Here is a 21,499-nt window from a genome sequence, read left to right as displayed (position 1 = left end):
CCCGCCGGCGGAACCGGCCTCCGTACGGATCGAACGGGACGGACCCGTCACCACGGTGATCCTCGCCCGCCCAGAGGTCCGCAACGCGGTCGACGGGCCGACGGCGACCCTGCTCGCCGAGGCCTTCCGCGCGTTCGAAGCGGACGATGACGCGTCCGTCGCCGTCCTGTGGGGCGAGGGTGGTACGTTCTGCGCCGGCGCGGACCTGAAGGCCGTCGGGACCGGGCGTGGCAACCGGGTGTCGGCCGAGGGGGACGGACCCATGGGGCCGACGCGGATGGAGCTGACCAAGCCGGTCATCGCCGCGATCAGCGGTCACGCGGTGGCGGGCGGCCTCGAACTGGCCCTGTGGTGCGATCTGCGGGTGGCCGAGGAGGATGCGGTCCTCGGCGTGTTCTGCCGCCGCTGGGGCGTGCCCCTGATCGACGGCGGCACGGTACGGCTGCCCCGCCTCATCGGCGAGAGCCGCGCCCTGGACCTGATCCTCACCGGCCGTCCCGTCGCCGCCGTCGAAGCGCATGCGATCGGTCTGGTCAACCGCCTCGTGCCGCCCGGCGAAGCCCGCCGTGCGGCGGAACGCCTGGCGCACGAGACGGCCGGATTCCCGCAGCTGTGCCTGCGGCACGACCGGCTCTCCGTCCGGGAACAGCACGGTCTGGGAGAGCGTGAGGGGCTGGCCGCGGAGTACCGGCACGGGCTCGTTCCGCTCACGGCCGGAGAGACCCGGGCGGGTGCCGACCGGTTCGTGGCCGGAGCGGGCCGCCACGGCCGCTTCACCGGCTGAGGCAGCGGGGCTGGCCGGTCGGCGGGGGCGAGGGCCGGGGCGCTGCGGGGGTGTTCGGAGGCATCATGGCCCTGTGAACGCGTCCTCGGCCACAGCCGGTGGCGGACCCGGAGCCGCACTCGGATTCCTCGCCGTGGCCCCCACGCCCCGGACCGCCGTCGTGTGGCTTCCGCCGGACGGACTGTGGCCTGAGATCCAGGGCATACGTGCCGAACACGATCCCCAGATCCGCCGCTGGCCCCCGCACGTGAACCTGATCTTCGGCTTCGTCCCGGAGGTCCACTTCGACCGTGCCCTCCCGCTGCTGGCCGCGGCGGCGGGCGGCAGCGAGCCCTTCGCCATCAGGCTCAGCGGGGTGCGCGCCTTCCGCCACGGCGTCCGCGCCACCGTGTGGCTGGACCCCGCCGCGGGCGGCCTCGCCCCGTGGACGGCCCTCCACGAGAGCCTGGCGGAGCCCTTCCCCGTCTGTCGCGGCCGGTACCCGGAGTTCACCCCGCACCTTTCGCTCGGCCGCACGCACGACCCGCGGGGACTGGCCGCGGCCTGCGCGGCCCGGCTGGGCAGCACGGCGGCACGGGTCGACGAGGTCGTACTGCTGTCCCGTCGGGGTGACGGGCCGATGCGGCCGCGTGCCGTGATCGGCCTGGGCACGGGAACCGCCGCCTGGTCGGAGCCGTGATCCCGTTTCCGCCGGGCGCGAGCCCCGCCGCCGGGCCGGGAACGCCCGGGGAACGCGGGGGGCCGGTCCGCCCCGGCGGCGGATCGGCCGGCACGGCACCGGCCGGCGGCGCGCACGGGGGAGTCAGGCGGTGGGCGGCGGGTTCCCCTGGTCGCGGCGGACCTGCTCCTTCAGCTTGTCCTGGGCGGTGTCGATCTGGCTGCTGTACTTGCCCTGGGTCCTGCCGTCGACGTAGTCGCCGGCCTTGTCGATGCCCTGTTCGGCCTGGCTCTCGTGGCCGCGCAGCATCTGCTTGAGCTTGTCCATCATCGACACGACGGTCTCCTTTGCGTCCGTCCCCCACGGCAAGGGTTCCCGATGATCGCCCAGGGCGCATCCGCGAGCCTCGGACCTGCGGGGACGCCGGTCACATCGACGCGGTCAGAGGCCGGCGCGGGGCGAACCCCGACGTACGGCAGGGACGATCCCGTCCCGGGACTCCGGCAGCACGGCGACGGTGCGCGCACCCCGCGGGAGTGTCATTGCGGACGACCGACGCGCTGCCAATCGGCGGGACACGGGGCTCGGCATGGAACGATCTCCGCATGACAGAGAGCATGAGCCCGTACATGTCCTCGCCGCGGGTCACCGTCCTGGGGGTCCAGCCCGGCGACCCACCCTTCCGGATCGTCGAGATCGACGGTGAGGTGGTCCGCATGGCGACGTCCATGACCGATGTGATCCTGGCTGCCGCGGAGGCGGGAATCACCATCCACGACCTCGACGATCCGGACGCCGTCCGCTGGGTCGGCGGCGGGAAACTCACCTGGCGGCTGCACTAGGGAGGGCCGTGCCGGGCGGCCGCGCGGTGCCGTCGCCCGCTTCCGGGTCACACGTACCACCGAGAAGGGACCGGTGACCCGGGTACGGCCGACCGGCACGCGCGCGTGCGGATGCCACTGACGGTCCGGCGGTGAGCGCGGACGCGGACGGGGATGGTTGCCGATCAGGTGGCGCGTCCGTAGCGGACCGCTTCGCTCCAGATGCGCTCCAGACGCACTCTCGTGCCGGGACGGGGAGCGTGCCAGATCCTGTTGTCGCCGGCGTAGATACCGACGTGTGCCATGGTCGCTCCCCGGGGGAAGAAGACCAGGTCACCGGCCGTGCGAGCGGCCTTGGGGATGTGTCGCGTGTGCTTGTACTGCTGCTCGGCCGTGCGCGGGAGGCGCTTGCCGGCCTTCTGGAAGGCGTAGAGGGTCAGTCCTGAGCAGTCGAAGCGTTTCGGGCCGGTGGCGCCGTATGCGTACGGCGCGCCCTGTTTGGAGGCGGCCACCGCGACGGCCTTCTCGCCGTACGACGGTGCCGCGTGAGCCGGATCCGTGGGGCCGGTCAGTGCGCCGGCCGCGAGGAGCAGTATGAGGAAGACGGCTCGCACTCTCGGGCAACAGCACGTCGGACAAGTGCCCTTGAGGGCCTTTCGGAAGTCGGTCCTGGAGCAGGACATCGTGACACCTCCGCAATCGGTTGGCAGGCGACAGTTCAGTTCAGCGGCCTGGTCCTGTTCTCGGTGGCAGTCGTCTTGGCTCTGACGGCGGACCAGTTTTCCCGGACGTCCCGTCGTAGCCGCATCGGACACGGAGTGATTTGTCCCGATTTTGCGTTCGATTCGAGATGATAAGTAGGGATGATGTACGCACCGGCCACGGCTCGGCGGCGGTGCCACCGCCGATGTGCTGAATCGGCGCACCGACAGGTATCGGCGCGCCGCGGAACGGGCACGCAGCACAGGTGACCACGACCGACCTGCTCCCGGTGCCGGCCTCGCGCGCCGCGGCCCGCCGGGCCCTGCTCGCCGGTTCGGCCGGCAACCTGGTCGAGTGGTACGAGTTCGGTGTCTACGGCTGCTTCGCCACCGTCATCGCCGCCAACTTCTTCACCCCGCAGGCGGGAACGGCCCCGGGAGCGGGACCCCAGGGCGGTGCCGAAGCACTGGTCGCCACGTACGCCTCGTTCGCCCTGGCCTTCTTCTTCCGGCCCGTCGGCGCCCTCGTGTTCGGGCGCATCGGCGACCGGTTCGGGCGCCGTCCCGTCCTCGTCCTGGTCATCGGCCTGATGACGCTGGCGACCACGCTGATCGGACTCCTGCCCACGCGCGCCGACATCGGCGTCGCAGCCCCCTGGCTGCTCACGCTGCTGCGCGTGCTCCAAGGACTCTCCGCGGGCGGCGAGTTCGGCGGCGCGGTGTCCCTGATGGCAGAGCATGCGCCGCCCGGACGCCGAGGCCTCTACGGTGCGTGGCAGTCCTTCACCGTCGCCCTCGGCCTGCTGACCGCCGCCGCCACCGCGGCCGCCCTGGCCGCGGTCCTGCCCGCCGAGGCCCTCAACGCGTGGGGATGGCGGATCCCGTTCCTGCTGGCCCTGCCCCTCGGGGCGGTCGCGCTGTGGCTGCGTACGGCGCTGGAGGAGGCGCCGGCCAAGCCCCCGGTCGAGCCCGTCGCGACGTGCCGCGCCGCGACGGCCGGCCTGCGGGAGCAGGCCCGCGCCGTCGTCCTCGGCATCGGGCGGATCATGGGCTGGTCGGCGGCCGGGTACGCCTTCCTGGTCGTGCTGCCGTCCCACCTCCAGTCCGCACGGGGAGCATCCCTCCGGGACGCGCTGCTGGCCACCACCCTCGTCAACCTCGGCTTCGCCGCGGCGATCCTGCCCGCAGGACTGCTCAGCGACCGCATCGGGCGGCGCCCCGTCATGCTCGGTGGTGCGGCCGGTGTCGCCGTGCTCGCCATCCCCCTCCTGCATGTGCTCCAAGCGCCGGGTGCGCCCGCACCGGCCCGGGTCGCGGCCGTGCTCACGGCGGGCGCACTGGTCGGCCTGCTCGCCGGACCGGGGCCGGCCATGCTCGCCGAGATGTTCCCAAGACGCGTCCGCTGCACCGGACTCGGCCTCTCCTATGCCCTGGCCAACGCCGTCTTCTCCGGCTGTGCCGGGCTCATCGTCACCGCGCTCACCGCCCGCACCGGAGACACCGCCGTACCCGCCCACTACGCCGCCGCGGCCTGTGCCCTCAGCGTGCCGGCGCTGCTGAGCCTGCGCGGCAACGACCACCGGGAGCCGCTGAGATGAGAGTGATCGGCCTCATGTCCGGGACCTCCTGCGACGCCGTGGACGCCGCCGCCTGCGATCTCGTCCAGGGGCCCGCGGACGGCGCACTGCACCTGATCCCGCTGGGCATGGTCAGCGAGCCGTATCCGGAGCCCTTGCGGGCCGAGCTTGCCGAGGCCCTGCCGCCCGCCCGCACCACACTCGCCGACGTCTGCCGCCTGGACACCCGCATTGGGCAGGCCTTCGGACGGATCGCCGTCCGCGCCGTCCGCGAACTGTGCCGTGGCCGAGCCGAGTTGGTCGCCTCGCACGGACAGACCGTGTACCACTGGGCGGCGGGCGGACAGGTCCACGGCACCCTGCAGCTCGGCGAACCCGCCTGGATCGCCGAGGCCACCGGTCGCACGGTCGTCTCCGGCTTCAGGCCGCGCGACGTCGCGGCGGGCGGGCAGGGCGCACCACTGGTCGGCCTCGTCGACCTGATGCTGCTGCGCGGCCGTCCAGGAGTACCGGCCGCCCTCAACATCGGGGGAATCGCCAACGTCACCGTCGTGCCCCGGCGCGCGGACCCCGTGGCCTTCGACACCGGCCCGGGTAACGCCCTGATCGACGCCGCGGTACGCGAGCTCAGCGCCGGCCGGCTCGCGTACGACGAGGACGGCGCGCTCGCGGCCGCCGGGCGGGTGCACGAAGGCTTGCTGCGGCGGATGCTCGAAGAGCCGTACTACCGGCTGCCCGCACCGAGGACGACCGGCAAGGAACTCTTCCACGAAGGATATCTCCGCTCACACCTGGCGGAATTCGCGCAACTCCCGCCCCAGGACCTCGTCGCCACGCTCACGCGCCTCACCGCCCGGACCGTGGCCGACGCGCTGCGGCCGCTGGGCGCCACCGAGGTCTTCGCCTCCGGAGGCGGGGTGCGCAATCCGGTCCTCACGGCGATGCTCCGGGCCGAGCTGGCCGGTACGCCGCTGCGCACCTCCGACGAGCTCGGGCTGCCCGCCGCGGCGAAGGAGGCGTACGCCTTCGCGGTGCTCGGGTACCTCACCCTGCACGGCCTTCCGGGCAACGCTCCCGGCTGCACCGGCGCCGTCGGCCCCCGCGTCCTGGGATCGATCACCCCGGGCTGCCGCCCGCTCCGGTTGCCCGGGCCGCTGCCGGTCGCCCCGCGCTCCCTCGCCGTGCGGGCGGACGCCGCCGACGTGCGGACATGCGCCAGCCCGTAGGTACCTTCGGCCGCGCGGGCCGGATCATCCGGGTGGACGACCCTCCGGCCCCGCGCGGGCTCCGGGGGACCTCCCGAGCCTTCCTCCGCCGGCCGTCCCGCCTGCGCGGCGGGTCCCCGATCCTACCCGCCCACGATCCTGCGCACGTTGCCGATGCTGCCGCAGTCCGACGCGAGCTGCTTCTCCCGCTCCTCCAGGAAGGCGGCCCCCAGTTGGGCCCTGCGCTCGTCGGGGACGTTCTCCCGGGCACCGTTGAGGATGGTGCGCTCCTCCTCGTCCAGGTGGTGGGTGACCGCCTTGACCAGCTCCTCCAGGCGCTCGTCCCACTGCCCGGAGCCGACGTCGTCGACCTCCAGGAGCCTCAGGAGCGCCTCGTTGCCCTCGGCGTGCTCCTCCTCACCATGCTCCACCTCGTCGTCGTCGATGTCCCTGAAGCGCTTGAGCGCGCCGTAGACCCTGGCCTCCTCGGCCTCGCCGTGCGCGACGAGCAGTGCCGAGAACTGCGCCCGGGCGGCCGCTCGGTCGGCCTCGACGCTGCGCATCCGGCGCAGCAGCTCCTCCATCGTCCGGTGGTCCTTGAGAATCACCGCGACCACGTCCTGGTCCTTGCCCTCGTCCGCCATGCGGCACGCCTCCTCGATCGGGGTTCCGTCACCTGGCGCCTGCTCGCTCGCCGAGGCCTGAAACCTGCCGTCCGGCGGGTGCGGACGCGATCCTGGGCGCGCTCCGAGGACGCCCGCCACGGCCGTACGGGCCACGGGCCGCCCGCTCCCGGCCGTGTCGGCACCGGCACCGCGGCGCCCCCTGCCATCGTGGGCCGCCGCGCTCCGTGTCGTCTCCTGGAGGTTCCGCCGTGTCCCCACGCCCATACGGCCAATCCCGCCGGATCCGCCGGCTGCTGCGCCTGGCCGCCGCCACCGCCGTGTGCGGCGCCCTGCTCGGCGCCTCCGTACTGCCCGCGCAGGCGGCGGACCGCAACCCGCCGCCGGACCGCGCAGCGTTCCTCCGCCAGGAGCTCCGGGAACTCGTCGAGCGCCCCGACGGGCCCCCCGGAATCATCGCCGTCCTGCGCGACGGGGACCGTACGGAGGTCTACCGCGCAGGCGTCGCCGACGTGGACAGCGGCAGGCCGCCGGGCGCCACCGACCACATGCGGATCGCCAGCGTGGCCAAGGCCTTCAGCGGTGCGGTGGCCCTGAGCCTCGTCGACCGGGGCCGATTGAGCCTGGACGCCACGATCGGCGAGGTGCTGCCCGCCCAGCCGTACCGGTGGCGCAAAGTGACGCTACGTCAACTCCTGAACCACACCAGTGGGCTGCCCGACTACTCGGCCTCCCCAGGGTTCCTCGACATCGTCTCCGCGGACCCCCGCCACCACTTCGACTCCCGGCACCTGCTGGACTTCGTCGCCGACGAGGACCTCGCGTTCCGGCCGGGCAGCCGCTACCAGTACTCCAACTCAGACAACATCGCCGTCGCCCTGATGGCCGAGGCCACCACCGGGCGCCGATACGAGACGCTGCTGCGTGAGCTCGTGTACCGGCCGCTCGGCCTCACCGCCACCAGCCTGCCGCAGGGCTACCGGCTTCCCGAGCCCTACCTGCACGGCTACCAGATCGACCCGCAGGCCGGCCCCGTCGACGTCAGCGAGGCGGTGAGTGCCTCGGGAGCCTGGGCCGCAGGAGGCATCGTGTCGACCCCCCAGGACCTGACCGCCTTCATCCGCGGCTACGCGGGCGGAGCCTTGGTCTCCGACCGCACCCGCCGCCAGCAGTTCCGGTTCATCCAGGGCGCGCTCTCCCAGCCCCCCGGCCCCGGCCGCACCTCGGCGGGCCTCGCCGTCTACCGCTACGCCACCCGCTGCGGCACCGTGTACGGCCACACCGGCAACACACCCGGCTACACACAGCTGGCGGCCGCCACGGCCGACGGCCGGCGCTCGCTGACCTTCTCCCTCACCACCCAGACGTCCCTGACCGACAACCCCAGGCTGCTGGAGCGGGTCCGGGAGGTCCAGGAGGACTTCGTCTGCGCTCTGCTCCGCGGTTGACCACGACCGGCGCCCGGGGCCGCGCGGTCTCGGGCGCCCGCGACACGGGCGGCGTAACCTGGTCGGACCGCCACTGACAGCGCGCGCCGGGGCCGGCGTGCGCACCCCGCACACCCCGCCGCGAACGATCCAGGGAGGCGGCGAGTGACCGATCCCTTCGGCTTCCTCAAGATCCCCCGCGAGCCCGTCCCGGCCCGGCCCGTCGAGGAACGGCTCGGCGACTGGCAGGAGGTCCACGCCGGGCAGGCCCTGCTCCCGCTCGTCTCCCGGCAGGCCGACCGCTGCATGGACTGCGGGATCCCCTTCTGCCACACCGGCTGCCCCCTCGGCAACCTCATACCCGAGTGGAACGCCTACGCCGCCCACGCCGACTGGCGCGCGGCGTACGAGCGGCTCCATGCGACCAACAACTTCCCGGAGGCCACCGGAAGGCTCTGCCCAGCCCCCTGTGAGGATGCCTGCGTCCTCACGATCAACGCGGAGCCGGTGACCATCAAGAACGTCGAGCAGGCCATCGTGGACGAAGGCCTGCGCCGAGGCTGGATGCGGCCCTGTCCCCCGGAGCGGCACAGCGGCAGGGCCGTGGCCGTCATAGGCTCCGGACCGGCCGGACTCGCCGCCGCCCAGCAGCTGACCCGCGCCGGGCACGCGGTCACGGTCCACGAGCGGGCCGACCGGATCGGCGGCCTGCTGCGCTACGGCATTCCCGAGTTCAAGATGGAGAAGGCGCACCTGGACCGGCGCATCGAGCAGATGCGCGCCGAGGGGACGGTGTTCGTCACGGGCCACGACGTCGGAGGCACGAGCGGCCCCGCGGCCGCCACCGGTGCGGCGGCCGAAACCGATGCCGCCGCGCTGCGTGGCGCGTGCGACGCCCTCGTCGTCGCCACCGGGGCCGGGGAGCGCAGGGAACTGCCGGTCCCGGGCCGTGAGCTGCACGGCATCCACCAGGCCATGGAGTACCTGACCTGTGCGAACCGGGTGCGGGAGGGCGACTGGGCCGAGTCGCCCATCACCGCCGAGGGCCGGCACGTGGTCATCGTCGGAGGCGGCGACACCGGATCCGACTGCATGGGCACGGCTCTGCGTCAGGGCGCGGTCTCGGTGGTCCAGCTCGACATCAACCCGGAGCCCGGACCGGGCCGCACCGACGACGAGCCCTGGCCGGTGTACCCGAGGACGTACCGGATCTCCCACGCCCACGACGAAGCCCGTGGCCGCGAGGGCCGCGACCCCCGGCTGTTCGCCTGCGCCACCCTGCGCTTCGAGGGGGACGCCTCGGGCCGGGTACGCGCCCTCCACCTGACCGCCGTCGAACCGGTGGGCCGCCGCCCGCTGGCGGGCACGGAGCGGGTCATTCCGGCCGGGCTGGTCCTCCTTGCCCTCGGCTTCTCCGGCCCCGAGCGGGCGGGCGGCCTGTGCGAGCAGCTGGGTCTGCAGTACGACGAGCGCGGCAACTACGCACGGGACGCCGGCTTCGCCGCCCGCGGTGGGCGGGCACCCGGGGTGTTCGTCGCCGGCGACGCGGGCCGCGGCCAGTCGCTCGTGGTGTGGGCCATCGCCGAGGGCCGGGCGGCGGCCGCGGCAGTGGACCGCTACCTCACGGGCTCCACGTGCCTGCCGGCCCCGGTCGCGGCCCACGACCGGCCGATGACCGCCCTGGGGCGGATGCGCTACGGGGACCGCTGACAACGGCACGCTCCGGCCGGCCCGAGGGGCCGGCCGGAGCGCGGGTCACTGACGGCGGGGCTGCTGCTCAGCCCGCGGCCAGGAGCGTGAGGGTGTCGATCACGCGGTTCGAGAAGCCCCACTCGTTGTCGTACCAGGCGACGACCTTGACGTGGCGGCCGTCGACCCGGGTGAGCTCCGAGTCGAAGATCGACGACGCGGGGTTGCCCGTGATGTCGGAGGACACCAGCGGGTCGTCGGAGTACTCCAGGACACCGGCCAGGGGCCCCGCGGCGGCGGCGCGGTAGGCCTCCAGGATCTCCTCGCGGGTCACCTCGCGGGACACGGTCGTGTTGAGCTCCACGATGGAGCCGACCGGGACCGGCACGCGGATCGAGTCGCCCGACAGCTTTCCGTCGAGCTGCGGCAGTACCAGGCCGATCGCCTTCGCGGCGCCCGTCGAGGTCGGGACGATGTTGACGCCGGCGGCGCGGGCACGGCGGGGGTCGCGGTGCGGACCGTCCTGCAGGTTCTGCTCCTGCGTGTAGGCGTGCACCGTCGTCATGAAGCCGTGCTCGATGCCCGCGAGCTTGTCGAGGACCGCGGCCAGCGGGGCCAGCGCGTTGGTGGTGCACGACGCGTTCGAGACGATGGTGTGCACGGCCGGGTCGTAGGCGTCGGTGTTGACGCCGTACGCCAGCGTGACGTCGGCGCCGTCCGAGGGCGCGCTGACGAGGACCTTCTTCGCTCCTGCCGCCAGGTGGGCGCGGGCGGCGTCGGCCGAGGTGAAGCGGCCGGTGGCCTCCAGCACGATGTCGATGCCCAGCTCGGCCCACGGCAGCTGCTTCGGCTCGCGCTCGGCCAGCACCGTGATGCGGCGGCCGTCGACGACCAGGGTGTTCCCGTCGACGCTCACCGGGCGGCCGAGGCGGCCGGAGGTGCTGTCGTACGCCAGCAGCCGCGCGAGGGCCTTCGGCTCGGTGAGGTCGTTGACGGCGACGACCTCGAGGTCGCTGTCGCGTTCGAGCAGCGCGCGCAGCACGTTGCGTCCGATGCGGCCGAATCCGTTGATGGCGATGCGAGTCATGAGCGAGTCCCTTTCGTTCGCCATCAGGTTCGCCGCCCGCGCCCACCCACGACAGCGGCGTGATCGCCACTGTTCAAAAGGATCTCGCCAACGGGGGTGGCGGGATCCTCACGGCCCCTGCGCGCCTCCCACCGGCCTATTCGCCCTTCGTGAAGGTGCGCCGGTACTCGGTCGGGGTGGTGCCCAGGATCCGCTGGAAGTGCAGCCGCAGGTTCGCCCCCGTGCCCAGGCCCACGTCATCGGCGATCTGCTCGACGCCGCGCTGGGAGCGTTCGAGCAGCTCACGCGCCACGTCGACGCGGGCGCGCATGACCCACTGCATCGGCGTGTACCCGGTGTCCTCCGCGAACCGCCGCGAGAACGTACGGGGCGACACCCCGGCGTGCCGGGCCAGCGACTCCAGGGTCAGGGGCTCCCCGAGCCGGATCAGCGCCCACTCCCGCGTGGCGGCGAACCGCTCGCCGAGCGGCTCGGGCACGCTGCGCGGAACGTACTGGGCCTGGCCGCCGCTGCGGTAAGGGGCGGCGACCAGGCGGCGTGCCGCGTGGTTGGACGCCGCCACCCCGAGGTCGCCGCGCAGGATGTGCAGGCACAGGTCGATGCCGGAGGCGGCGCCGGCCGAGGTGAGGACGCTGCCCTCGTCGACGAACAGGACGTTCTCGTCGACCCGGACCAGCGGGTGCTTGGCCGCGAGGGCCCGGGCGTAGTGCCAGTGCGTCGTGGCGCGCTTGCCGTCGAGCAGGCCCGTCGCGGCGAGCGCGAACGCACCCGTCGAGATGGCGGCGAGCCGCGCCCCGCGCTCGTGGGCGGCGACCAGCGCGTCGAGGACCGGCCGGGGTGGGTCCTCACGGTCCGGGAAGCGGTAGCCGGGGACGAAGACGACGTCGGCCCACGCCAGCGCGTCGAGCCCGTGCGTCACGTGGTAGGACAGGCCGTCGCCGCCGGCCACCAGCCCGGGCGCCGCACCGCACACCCGCACCTCGTACGGCATGCTCGCACGGGTCGTGAAGACCTGCGCCGGAATGCCGACGTCGAGCGGCTTCGCACCTTCGAGGACGAGGACGGCGACGCGGTGGAGACGAGAGGCTTGCACGGGGTCGAGCCTACGCGGCGGGCGGCGGCGGGGGTCCCGCCGGGACGGCCGGTCCCGCGCGGCCTGCGGGCCGCCCTGGTGGCGGGCGAGGTCCCGGTCGGCCCGTACGGTGTCGGGGTCCGGACCGCCGGGACGGCGGGGTGCCGCTACCGCGCCATCTCGTAGGCGCCGGAGAGGGCCTCGACGCGGGCCCAGACGCGGGCCGCGCGGGCCTCGTCGACGACCGGGCGGCGGACGGCGGCGAGGGCCCAGGCCTGCTGCTCCGGCGTGCTGGAGTCCTTGCCGTGCAGTTCGACGGCGTGCTGGGAGAAGTCCCGCACGAGCACCGAGAACAGCTCGTCCAGCACGGACTCGTCCAGGTTCGTGAGGCGGGCCTGCTCCAGGATCAGCTGTCCGTGCACGACCAGGGCGAACAGCTGCCCCACCGCGAGGAGGAAGTCGAGGTCGCGGCCCTGGGCCTCGTCGGGCGCGATGGTGGCGGCGAACTCGGCCAGCGCGTCGGCCTGTTCGCGGAAGCGGGCGACGTTCGGCACGGCGGCGTAGGCGTCGTACGCCGGGCGCCAGTCGTGGAAGCGTACGGAGCCCAGACCGCGGGCCGGGCCCTGCCGGAACAGGAAGTCGTCGTCGGCCGCGTCCCGGCGCGTGGGGACGGGCGCGTACTCGGCAGGCTCCAGCAGGTGGTTGCGCATGAACTTGAGGATCAGCGCGAGGTTGACATGGACCGTCCCCTCCAGCTTCGGCAGCCCGCGGATCTCGACGGCCGCCTGGGCGAAGTAGTTGTCCTTCTCGAAGCCCTTGGCGGCGATGACGTCCCACATCAGGTCGATGACCTTCTCGCCCTCCGTCGTGACCTTCATCTTGGTCATCGGGTTGAAGAGCAGGTATCGGCGGTCGTCGGGGCCGGCGGAGCGGAAGTAGTCGACGGCGCGGTCGCTGAACAGCTTCATCCCGACGAGGCGGACGTAGGCGTCGGCCAGCTCCCGGCGCACGTGCGGGAAGGCGGTGACGGGCCGGCCGTACAGAATCCGGTTGTGCGCGTGTGTGACGGCCTCGTACATCGCGTGCTCGCAGATGCCGATCGAGGCGGTGCAGAGATTGAACTTGCCGACGTTGACGGTGTTGAGCGCCGCGTCGAAGGCGGCGCGCCCGGTGTGCAGGACGTCCTCGGCCGCCACCGGGTAGTCCTCCAGGCGGAACTCGCTGACGTACTTGGAGGAGTCGACGACGTTCTTCACGAGCCGGTACGCCGGGTGGCGGCTGTCGGCGGCGAAGAAGACGTACCCGTCGGGCCCCTCGACGTCGGTGCGGCGGCCGAAGACCGAGACGAGCCCGGCGGCGTTGCCGTTGCCGATGTAGTACTTGGAGCCGGTGGCGCGGAAGCCGCCGGCGCCGTCGGGCTCCAGCAGCATGTCGGTGGAGTAGATGTCGGCGCCGTGGGTCTTCTCGGACAGGCCGAAGGCGAACACCTCGCCCTCCGACAGCAGTCGCGCCGCACGCTCGCGGGCGGCGGCGTTGCCGCTCTGCCACACCGGGCCGAGGCCGAGGATGGTGACCTGCCAGGCGTACCAGTAGTCGAGGCCGTAGAAGCCGAAGATCTCGTTCAGGGCCGCGATCCGTGCGGTGTCCCAGCGCTTGTCCGGCTTCGCCTCACCGGCGGCGGAGGCGGGGGTCAGGAAGGTCTCGAAGAGACCTTCCTTGGCGGAGAACGCGAGGAAGTCGGCCAGCCAGGCACGCGTGCGGTAGTCCTCGATGATCCGCTGCTTGCCACGGGCCTCGAACCAGTCGACGGTGGCGCGCAGCAGCCTGCGCGTCTCCGGGTCGAAGTGGGCGGGGTCGTAGGTGTGCGGGTGGAACAGCAGGGGGTCGGACACGGCGGATCACCTTCCGAGGGGTCGGGGTCGAAGTCCGCGCGGGTGCGCGGAGGGAGGAGGAGGGGAGCGGAGGGGGCGCCGGACCGTACGGCGGGCCCGGGACGGCCGTACGCTCAGGCGGTCGCGGGCGGCGGTGCCGGCCGGCTGAGCCGGTGGAGGGTGCTCAGGACGTCGTCGAGCCAGGCGATCGTCATCCGCTCCTGCGCGATCCCCCCGCGCAGTACGACGTGCTGGAGTTCCTGACCGGGGTCGAGCGGTGCGGGGGCGTCGGGGCCGGTGAAGTCGCGCAGTTCGCCGGCGAGGTAGCGGGCGAGACGGTCCCGGTGGGCCTGCTGGTGCCGTTCGACCTCGTGGATGAGGGCGGCCGGGTCGTCGAAGGCCGCTCCGCGGATCTTCACGGCGAGATCGTGCCGCAGGCTCTCCGGTTCGATTGGCTCGTGCAGCCACCGCGCGAGCGCGGTCCGGCCGGGGGCCGCGGCCGAATACTCCTTCTTGTCGGGACGGCCTTGCTGCGGGACCGTGCGGACGGCCAGCATCCCGTCGTTCTCCATGCGCTTGAGCACGCGGTAGATCTGCTGGTGCGTCGCGGTCCAGAAGTAACCGATCGACCGTTCGAACCTGCGGGCCAGCTCATAGCCGGAACCCGGCTTCTCCAGCAGGGAGACGAGGATCGCGTGTTCGAGCGCCATGCTTCGATCCTGCTATGCAATTTGTTGCATAGACAAGCGGTGGTCCACAGGTGAGACGCGGCTCACCCCCGCGGGCGTCGGGGGAGTGGCCCGCAGGGGCCCGAGCGGCCGCGAGCCCCGAGCGCGCGGGGTCGCGCGTTCGGGGCTTCGTAAGGAGCCGCCTGCCCGAGGGGGCGGGATCAGGCGGCGTCGGGGATCCAGGAGCCGTGGATCATAGCCGGGACACGGCGTGGCAGGTGGACGGTGGCCACCGGCGGGAGGGTCAGGTCGGAGGCGTCCAGCACGAGCAGCTGAGAGGCGTTCGCCCTGACGTCGCTGACCACCGTCAGCAGGTACCCGGCGTCCTCCTGCGACGGGCTCGCGCCGTCGGCGGGCACGAACACGGCTTCGCTCGGGAGCCGGCCGGCCCCGAACGGCAGCAGTTGTCGGGCGCCGGTGGTGCGGTCGTACTTGACGAGGGTGTGGGCGCCGATCCCCCTGTCGTCGGGGAAGGCCAGGGCGTACTGGTAGCGGTGTTCGATGCCGAGGAAGGCGTCGTTGACGGTCGGGAATTCCACGGTGAGGTCGTCGGTCACGTCCTGCCTGACTGATCCGGCCGCCAGGTCGACGGTCCAGCGGGTGCTACGCGATCCGCAGTTCGGCTCGGCCCCGCGGTCCTCGGCACCGACCCACCAGTTCCAGGAGCGCTGCCAGCCGTCCCGGCCCACGGAGGGGCCCTCGACGACGATCCGCCCGTACGGGTCCTCGTAGGCGTTGGCGAAGTGCATGCCGTAGCCCTGCCCGATCTCGAACCAGCGGATCGCGTGGGCCCGGCCGCCCGAGCCCGCCGTGGTGCGCGGCATGACGCCGATCCGGCAGATCTGCTCGTCGTTCCAGCGGTACGGGATGCCCGAGTGCTCGGCCGGGTCGAAGGTCACCGAGCCTTCGAGGAACACCACGTAGTGCTCGGTGATCGCAAAATCGTGCTTGAGTGCCGCACTCGCGCCCGGGACCTCCTGGCTCTCCAGCACCTTCCCGTCGGCGGAGGCGACGTGGTGGACCAGGTACGGGGGGAAGGGGGAGGAGGCGAAGAAGTGGAGCTCGCCGGTGACCGGATCCTCCTTGGGGTGGGCGGTCATCGCAGAGGTCAGCCTGCCCTCGAAGTCGTAGGCCCCGACGGTTTCCAGATCCGCCGTCAGCTCGAAGGGCAACGCCGCTTCGCTCAGGGCGAGGAGCCGGCCGGCGTGCTCGATGACATGGGTGCCCGCCGTGCTGGCGGTGAGGTCGGGGCCCTTCTCGGTCATGTAGGGGGCGCCGTCGAGGGCGGGGGTGTGGACCCAGCGGTTGCGGTACCACTCGGCGCGGCCGTCCCGCAGGCGGATGCCGTGGACCATGCCGCTGCCCTTGAACCAGTGGGTGGGGGTGACACCGGGCTTGGGGTTGTGGCTGTTGCGGATGAGCCGGCCGGTCAGCTCGGGCGGAATGGCGCCCTCGACGGTGAGGCCGGTGGCGGTGATCTCGTCGGCCACGGGGGTGTAGTGGCCGGTCAGGTAGGGCTTGGCGGGGCTGCTCATAACGATGTCCTGGACCTTTTCGACGATGGCGGCAAGAGGGGGCGGGCGGCGGTGCGGGTGTGGGGCTTCGCGGGCGGTCGGCACCATCCGGTCAGACGCGTCCGGTCCCGGCAGCCGTCTCGGCGCGGGCCTTCAGGGCGGCGAGCCAGGCTTCCAGCGACTGCCGCAGCACCTCTTGCAGCTCCGCGGGCCGTGCCTCCACGGGCTCGCCGCTCCAGGACTCCTCGGTGCGCACCGTCACCGTGTTCTGCGCCGTCTCCTGGAACGTCCAGACGTGGATGCCGTCGATGCCGTGCGCCGGACCGCCCCAGACGATCCGCTCGCCGGGGACGACCTGGTGGACGGTGGAGGTGATGTCCAGGCCGTGGGTGAGCCAGCGGAAGGAGGAGCCGGGGGCGAGCGGACCGGCGTATTCCACGCGGTCGACGCCCTCGTTCCAGTCGGCCCAGGCGGCGACGTCGGTGTGCAGGTCCCAGACGGTGGCGAGCGGGGCGTGCACGGTGGTCTCGAGGCGGACGACGACCGGGGCCTCGGCGTCGACGGCGGTGGGGTGCGTGGTCATGGGGTGCTCCTTCGATGGTGCGATCAGCTGATCAGCTGATCAGCGGGTTCGGTGGGGTCGGTGGGTTCGGTGGGACGGGCGGGGGGCGGCGAACGGTGGGGGAGTGGGGACGGACTCCGGCGCGCGCCGGGTTCCGCGGGCGAGGAGCGGGGTGAGGGTCGCTCCGAGGGCCAGCACGGCGGCCGAGAGGAGGAAGGTGGCGCGGTATCCCTCGGTGAGGGCCGCGGCGTGCGGCAGGCCGGGCGGGGCGGACGCGGTGCGGGCGGCGGCGAGGGTGCCCAGTACGGCGAGGCCCACGGCGCCGCCGATCTGGCGGGTGGTGTTGACCAGGCCGCCGGCCAGTCCCGCATCGGAGGGCTCCACCCCGCTCACGGCCGAGCCGGTGAGCTGGACGAAGGCCACGCCGAGGCCGACCCCGACCAGGAGCACCGGGCCCAGGAGGTGGATGAGGAAGGTGCCGTCGGCCGGGATCCTGGCCAGCCACAGGAATCCGGCGGCCTGGGTCGCCAGCCCCGCGAGCAGGGTCCGGTGCGGGCCGATGCGCCGGGCGAGTACGGGTGCCAGGCCGGACCCGAGCATGTTCGCCGCCGCCAGCGGCAGTTGGGAGAGTCCCGCTTCCAGCGGGCCGGCGCCGAGGACCTGCTGCTGGTAGAGGGGGAGGAAGAAGAACAAGCCCACCCAGACCGCGCCGAGCAGCGCCATGACGAGGTTGGCCGGAGCCACGGCTCCCCGGGTCAGGAGTCCGGGCGGCAGGAGGGGCGCCGGGTGGCGGCGTTCGACCAGCGCGAAGAGGGCGAGCAGGGCCGCCGCCGCACCGAGGGTGCCGAGTACCAGAGGGTCGGTCCAGCCGGCGCGGCCCGCGGCGGTGAGCCCGTACACGAGCGAGACCAGGCCGGCCGTGGCGGTGAGGGACCCGGCCAGGTCGAGCCGCGGACGGGGCCCGCCTGCCTCCTTCGGGTCGGCGGGGACGAGGCGCAGGGTCGCTGCCAGGACCGCCGCCGCGCCGATGCCGGAGGCGTGGAACACCCAGGGCCAGCCGGGGCCTTGGGTGAGGACTCCGCCGAGCAGGACTCCGGCCGCTCCGCCCGCACCGGACACGGCACCCCAGACACCGAGGGCCTTGGCGCGGGCCGGCCCAGGCGGATGGAGCCGCATGGTCAGCGAGAGCGCAGCGGGGGCGATCGCAGCCGCACCGGCGCCCTGGGCCGTACGGGCGGCGATGAGCATCCAGGGGGTGCTCGCCAGCCCGGCGGCGACGGCCGCCGCGGAGAAGAGCGCGAGGCCGGCCGCCAGCACGCGGCGCCGCCCCAGGAGGTCGGCCGCTCGGCCGCCGAGCAGGAGCAGGGCCCCGAAGGCCAGGCCGTAGGCGTTGACGACCCATGACAGGCCTGTGTCCGACAGACCGATCCCGTCGCGCACGGCAGGGAGGGCGACGTTGACGATGGAGGTGCTGAGGGTGACGGCGAACTGGGCCGCGGCCAGCGTCGCGAGGGTGGTCCCGGTGGTCCCGGTGGTCCCGGTGGTCTTTTGGTCGGACGGTGGGGCGTGCATGCGCGATCTCCTGTGTGTGGTTAACCACTCACTGTTTGGTTCGAAAGCGGGGCGGACCACATGGTCCGCCCGGCGGTCGTCGCCTGTCAGTAGTGCCGGATGCCGGCCGAGAGCGTCCGGGACCAGGGTGCGTCCACCTCGTGCGCATCCAGCGATACGAGGAGGTGGCAGAGCATCCCCGTCGCGAAGAACTGCTGGACGTCCGCCTCTGTCGCGCCCGACGCGCCCCGCACGTACTCGACCATGCGGGCGTACCCGGCCCGCACGGCCCCGCGTACGGCGACCTCGGACACGGCCGCCGCTTGGGCGTGGGTCAGGACGAGCAGCAGGTCCTTGTCGGCGATCAGGTGGGCGTACGTGTCGCCCATGGTGTGCAGGACCGCCTCGGGGCTGCTGCCCCGGGCCTGCGCGGCGCCCTCTTCGAGGCTGGTCCGCACCCGGGTGAAGCAGTGCTCGACGACCGCGGTGAAGAGCGCCTCCTTGTTCGGGAACAGCCGGTAGACGTAGGCCTGGGAGATTCCGGCGGCCTTGGCCACTTCGGTCGTCGTCGTGCCGAAGTAACCGCGGGCCGCGAAGGCTCCGACCGCCGTCCGCAGGACGGTCTCGCGGCGCTCCTCGGCCGAGGAGCGCTGGCGTCGTCGTTCCGTGTTCATGTGTGTAATAAACCACTCACACTTTTGGCTGTCAATGCCCGGCGTCATCCGGCCGGTGGTTCCCGACCCCCGCCCGGCGGCGCACCCGGGCGTGGAAGCGGTCTGCGGCAGGGCTCTGTCAAGTCCCGAATGGTCGCGACATGACGCGGCCGGGCATCGGGGGGCTTACTCGAGGCACGGTTCACGCCCGCTGCGTGACCCCATCGGTGCCACCGGTTGCGGTGTTCCCCTCCGGGATGTGGAGGAGTCGACGGCCAGAAGGAGCGAGCGCATGAAAGCCACCAACGGTTTCCGCGGGCCCCGTGTCAGGGGGCGAAGGTCATGAGTTCCCTGTCCTCCTCCGGGCACCCCTCGGGGCCGCCGCCCGGTCCGCTCTCGGGCAGGGGGCCGCGACCCCAGGCACCGCCGGCGTCCGAGGCGCCGCCACCAGTGCCCCCGCCGCCGCCCCCCTCCCACCCGTCCGCGCCGACCTTGCCACCCGCCGACGGAGCGGGGCGGCCGGAACACCGCTGGCGGTCCCGCAGGGCGGCGGTCAGTGCGAGCATGGCGGCGGTGGTGGTCTCGGCGGTCGTCCTCGGCTTCACCGTGCTCGGCGGCACCACCGCCGCCGGCGGCGAAGTGTTCCTGGAGGCCGCCTCGGCCGCCGGGCCCGATCCGTTCACACCCTCGACGGCCACCGAGACGAACCGGGCCGCCGTGCCGGCCGCGCATACCGGCGCGCCGCGGGGCGATACGGGCGGCGGGCGCACCCTGGAGGTCGACGGCGGTCACCCCGGTCTCTACGGGGGCACCCGGAACGTCGCGAGCTGTGACGTGGAGAAGCAGATCACGTTCCTCACGGAGCACGCGGAGAAGGGGAACGCCTTCGCCGCCGCGCTCGGCGTCCGCCGGGCCGGGATCCCCGCATACTTGCGGTCGCTCACACCGGTCCGGCTGGGCTGGGACACCCGGGTCACCAACCACGGGTACCGCAACAGCGCGCCGACCGGCTACCAGGCGATCCTGCAGGCCGGTACGTCCGTACTGGTCGACGGGCGCGGTGTGCCGCGGGTCCGGTGCGCGTGCGGCAACCCCTTGACGCCACCGGTTGCGGTCCCGGGGAAGGCCAGGCTCAGCGGTGGGGAGTGGTCCTCGTTCCGGTCCGCCGAACTGGTCGCGGTCAAGCCTGCCGCGAAACCGGTGAAGGCCGTCACGGTCTTCGATCAGGACCGCAAGGCGTGGTTCGAGCGCCCGAGCGGCCTCGTGCGGGCACGGTCCGACCGCGAGGTCGAGCCGCCGCCGGGCCGCCCGTCCGGCTCGCCGTACCCGGCTCTGCCACCGGCCCGCCAGGGATCGGTTCGGACCGGACACGACGCGCAGACGCGGCAGCGGAATCCCGAAGTGCCGGACCCGGCGCCGGGTGTCGCACCGGGTCGCAAGCCGGACCCGGCTCAGGACCCGGGCCGCGAGGGGCACGGGGAGCAGGGCACGACCGAGGCGCCGGACACGCCTGCGAAGCCACGGGGCGCGGACCGGACACCGCGGAAGGACCCGGCGCAGGAGCCGGGCAGAGGCCAGGACCACGCCCCCGGCGCGCCGGAGCAGAAGTCAAGGGCGAAGCACCCGGAGCACGAGCCCGGTGGAAAGCCGGACGAGGGCGGCCCCGGCCGGGAGACCGGTGAGGGCTCGGGCCGGGAGGCCGGCCAGGGCGGAGGCGGAAAGGACGGCCGTGGGCACGACAAGAGTACGGGCCAGACACCGGGCCAGAGCTCTGGCCAGGAGCCGGGCAGGGCGCCGGGTCAGCAGACGCGCGAAGGGTCCGGCCGGGGCGACGGCGACGGCAAGGAGCCGGGACGGCAGACGGATGGGGGTCCACGCGCCGACACGGGCCAGGCTCCCGGGCGGGAATCCGGCCCTGGCACCGGCGAGGTACCGGGCCAGGGTGCGGGCCGGCGCGACGACCAAGGCGGGGTCGAAGGGTCCGGCCGCGGCACGGGAACCGGCAAGGCGCCCCAGCAGGACGCGGGCGGCGGCCCCGGCGACGGCACGGGCCAGGCACCGGTCCAGGGCTCGGGGGAGGAGACGAGCACGGGATCCGGCCAAAGCTCCGGCCAAAGCTCCGGCCAGGGCTCTGGGACCGGCAAGGCGACGGGCAAGGGCGCCGGCAGCGGTGACGGTCCGGTCCGGTCGGGTCACGAGGGGGCGGGGCGCGGGCCGGGGCAGGAGTCCGGCCGTCAGACGGGGGACGAGGGGGTCCGGCCAGGGCAGTCGGGCCGGACCGACGGCTCGGGGAGCCGGGAGGAGCGGCCGCTGCTCAGGTAGCGCACCCGACACGGCAGCCGGTGCCGCACGGCGCACGGTGGTCCGCGCAGGGGCGACAGGGTTCACTGCACGCACTCCGAAGGGAGAGAGACATGACGGTTTGAGTGTCTTGCCAATCCTTCACCCCGTTCATCACGAATAGGTGGTGACGCTCCAGACGGTGAAGGAGCAGGTGAAACCGCATGCTTGACGAACCCTACGAAAGGCAGGAGGTGAACCCGATGACCGCCTCACCACACAAGAAGCGCCTGGTCGTCGGAGTCGTGTCCGCAGGGCTGCTGGCCGGTGGCCCGCTGCTGGGCCTGTCCGGTACGGCGAGCGCCGCCACGGCGGCGCCGGCCACGCCGAACCCCACGCTCACCAGCGACCGGGACCGCGACCGCGGTCACGACCGGGACGACCGGCACCACCGTCGCCACCACGACCGGTGCACGTGGGTCGAGGGTCATTGGATCACTGGCACGTGGGTCAAGGGCCACTGGGACGGCACGTGGCACGCCGGCACCCGGCACCACGGCTACCGCGACCACCACGGCACATGGCACGACGGCTGGTGGAGCAAGGGCCAAGGGAAGGATCACCGGGCGCCCGGACACCCGGTGAACCACTGGGTTCCCGGACACTGGAGCTGCCACGACACGTGGTAGCGCCTGC

21 protein-coding genes are annotated in these 21,499 nt (G+C 73.3%); 9 read left to right on the top strand and 12 right to left on the bottom strand.

The window, feature by feature from the left end; genetic code table 11:
- The first annotated feature begins 28 nt into the window (after window positions 1–28).
- Together ACFW2G_RS09975 and ACFW2G_RS09970 are read left to right on the top strand one after the other, a co-directional pair.
- On the top strand, window positions 29–784 hold the full coding sequence (locus ACFW2G_RS09975; RefSeq protein WP_384446593.1) for a crotonase/enoyl-CoA hydratase family protein: 756 nt from the start codon (window positions 29–31) through the stop codon (window positions 782–784).
- A gap of 73 nt (window positions 785–857) precedes the next feature.
- On the top strand, window positions 858–1,463 hold the full coding sequence (locus tag ACFW2G_RS09970) for a 2'-5' RNA ligase family protein (RefSeq protein ID WP_384582188.1): 606 nt from the start codon (window positions 858–860) through the stop codon (window positions 1,461–1,463).
- Between the two features lie 123 nt (window positions 1,464–1,586).
- Here ACFW2G_RS09970 and ACFW2G_RS09965 read toward each other — a convergent pair whose 3' ends face one another.
- On the bottom strand, window positions 1,587–1,778 hold the full coding sequence (locus ACFW2G_RS09965; RefSeq protein ID WP_037917458.1) for an antitoxin: 192 nt from the start codon (window positions 1,776–1,778) through the stop codon (window positions 1,587–1,589).
- A 269-nt stretch (window positions 1,779–2,047) separates the two neighbouring features.
- Here ACFW2G_RS09965 and ACFW2G_RS09960 point away from each other — a divergent pair, with 269 nt between their 5' ends.
- Window positions 2,048–2,284 (top strand): hypothetical protein, encoded by a 237-nt coding sequence (locus tag ACFW2G_RS09960; protein ID WP_037917462.1) that lies wholly within the window; start codon window positions 2,048–2,050, stop codon window positions 2,282–2,284.
- A 164-nt stretch (window positions 2,285–2,448) separates the two neighbouring features.
- Here the strand turns inward: ACFW2G_RS09960 and ACFW2G_RS09955 are convergent, their stop codons facing one another.
- Window positions 2,449–2,877, bottom strand: coding sequence for a C40 family peptidase (locus tag ACFW2G_RS09955; protein ID WP_384446541.1), 429 nt, complete (start codon window positions 2,875–2,877; stop codon window positions 2,449–2,451).
- Window positions 2,878–3,230: 353 nt separating this feature from the next.
- Between ACFW2G_RS09955 and ACFW2G_RS09950 the strand changes: the two genes are divergently transcribed.
- Window positions 3,231–4,562: an MFS transporter gene (locus tag ACFW2G_RS09950; RefSeq protein WP_384446539.1), complete on the top strand. Its 1,332-nt coding sequence runs from the start codon at window positions 3,231–3,233 to the stop codon at window positions 4,560–4,562.
- Window positions 4,559–5,767, top strand: coding sequence for an anhydro-N-acetylmuramic acid kinase (locus ACFW2G_RS09945; RefSeq protein ID WP_384582190.1), 1,209 nt, complete (start codon window positions 4,559–4,561; stop codon window positions 5,765–5,767). The genes ACFW2G_RS09950 and ACFW2G_RS09945 overlap by 4 nt, the downstream gene beginning before the upstream one ends.
- Window positions 5,768–5,889: 122 nt before the next feature.
- On the opposite strand, the gene ACFW2G_RS09940 is transcribed toward ACFW2G_RS09945, so the two are convergent.
- Window positions 5,890–6,390, bottom strand: a complete 501-nt coding sequence (locus tag ACFW2G_RS09940) for a hemerythrin domain-containing protein (RefSeq protein ID WP_384446535.1) — start codon at window positions 6,388–6,390, stop codon at window positions 5,890–5,892.
- Between the two features lie 230 nt (window positions 6,391–6,620).
- Between ACFW2G_RS09940 and ACFW2G_RS09935 the strand changes: the two genes are divergently transcribed.
- On the top strand, window positions 6,621–7,817 hold the full coding sequence (locus ACFW2G_RS09935; RefSeq protein ID WP_384582192.1) for a serine hydrolase domain-containing protein: 1,197 nt from the start codon (window positions 6,621–6,623) through the stop codon (window positions 7,815–7,817).
- A gap of 144 nt (window positions 7,818–7,961) precedes the next feature.
- The gene (locus tag ACFW2G_RS09930) at window positions 7,962–9,506 is read left to right on the top strand and encodes a glutamate synthase subunit beta (protein WP_384446531.1); all 1,545 of its coding nucleotides are present in this window, start codon (window positions 7,962–7,964) and stop codon (window positions 9,504–9,506) included.
- 67 nt (window positions 9,507–9,573) lie between these two features.
- Here ACFW2G_RS09930 and gap read toward each other — a convergent pair whose 3' ends face one another.
- The 9 genes from gap to ACFW2G_RS09885 all read right to left on the bottom strand — a co-directional run bounded on the left by gap (window position 9,574) and on the right by ACFW2G_RS09885 (window position 19,089).
- A complete protein-coding gene (gene gap, locus ACFW2G_RS09925; protein WP_384582194.1) occupies window positions 9,574–10,572 on the bottom strand; it encodes a type I glyceraldehyde-3-phosphate dehydrogenase in 999 nt (332 codons plus the stop codon).
- Between the two features lie 136 nt (window positions 10,573–10,708).
- On the bottom strand, window positions 10,709–11,665 hold the full coding sequence (locus ACFW2G_RS09920) for a GlxA family transcriptional regulator (protein WP_037917479.1): 957 nt from the start codon (window positions 11,663–11,665) through the stop codon (window positions 10,709–10,711).
- Window positions 11,666–11,811: 146 nt separating this feature from the next.
- Window positions 11,812–13,536, bottom strand: a complete 1,725-nt coding sequence (locus ACFW2G_RS09915) for an acyl-CoA dehydrogenase family protein (protein ID WP_384582196.1) — start codon at window positions 13,534–13,536, stop codon at window positions 11,812–11,814.
- 113 nt (window positions 13,537–13,649) lie between these two features.
- Window positions 13,650–14,225 (bottom strand): PadR family transcriptional regulator, encoded by a 576-nt coding sequence (locus ACFW2G_RS09910; RefSeq protein WP_037917485.1) that lies wholly within the window; start codon window positions 14,223–14,225, stop codon window positions 13,650–13,652.
- A 179-nt stretch (window positions 14,226–14,404) separates the two neighbouring features.
- Window positions 14,405–15,778 (bottom strand): carotenoid oxygenase family protein, encoded by a 1,374-nt coding sequence (locus tag ACFW2G_RS09905; RefSeq protein WP_384582198.1) that lies wholly within the window; start codon window positions 15,776–15,778, stop codon window positions 14,405–14,407.
- A gap of 91 nt (window positions 15,779–15,869) precedes the next feature.
- Window positions 15,870–16,340 (bottom strand): SRPBCC family protein, encoded by a 471-nt coding sequence (locus tag ACFW2G_RS09900; protein WP_384446523.1) that lies wholly within the window; start codon window positions 16,338–16,340, stop codon window positions 15,870–15,872.
- A 39-nt stretch (window positions 16,341–16,379) separates the two neighbouring features.
- On the bottom strand, window positions 16,380–17,891 hold the full coding sequence (locus tag ACFW2G_RS09895) for an MFS transporter (RefSeq protein ID WP_384582200.1): 1,512 nt from the start codon (window positions 17,889–17,891) through the stop codon (window positions 16,380–16,382).
- A gap of 86 nt (window positions 17,892–17,977) precedes the next feature.
- Complete coding sequence (locus ACFW2G_RS09890) at window positions 17,978–18,544, bottom strand: TetR/AcrR family transcriptional regulator (protein WP_384582202.1); 567 nt, start codon at window positions 18,542–18,544, stop codon at window positions 17,978–17,980.
- 305 nt (window positions 18,545–18,849) lie between these two features.
- Entirely contained in the window at window positions 18,850–19,089 is a 240-nt protein-coding gene (locus ACFW2G_RS09885) for a hypothetical protein (RefSeq protein WP_384446518.1), read from the bottom strand.
- Between ACFW2G_RS09885 and ACFW2G_RS09880 the strand changes: the two genes are divergently transcribed.
- Both ACFW2G_RS09880 and ACFW2G_RS09875 read left to right on the top strand, forming a co-directional pair.
- Window positions 19,088–20,845 carry a DUF6777 domain-containing protein gene (locus ACFW2G_RS09880; RefSeq protein WP_384582204.1) on the top strand — a complete coding sequence of 586 codons (1,758 nt, stop codon included), beginning with the start codon at window positions 19,088–19,090 and terminating at the stop codon, window positions 20,843–20,845. The genes ACFW2G_RS09885 and ACFW2G_RS09880 overlap by 2 nt on opposite strands.
- Before the next feature lie 182 nt (window positions 20,846–21,027).
- Window positions 21,028–21,492, top strand: coding sequence for a hypothetical protein (locus ACFW2G_RS09875; RefSeq protein ID WP_384582206.1), 465 nt, complete (start codon window positions 21,028–21,030; stop codon window positions 21,490–21,492).
- Window positions 21,493–21,499 lie beyond the last annotated feature (7 nt).

It is taken from the genome of Streptomyces sp. NPDC058880 (assembly GCF_042742535.1).
Taxonomy (GTDB): domain Bacteria; phylum Actinomycetota; class Actinomycetes; order Streptomycetales; family Streptomycetaceae; genus Streptomyces.
The sequence above is the reverse complement of the archived record's forward strand: the minus strand, read 5'-3'. Positions and strand labels throughout refer to the sequence as shown.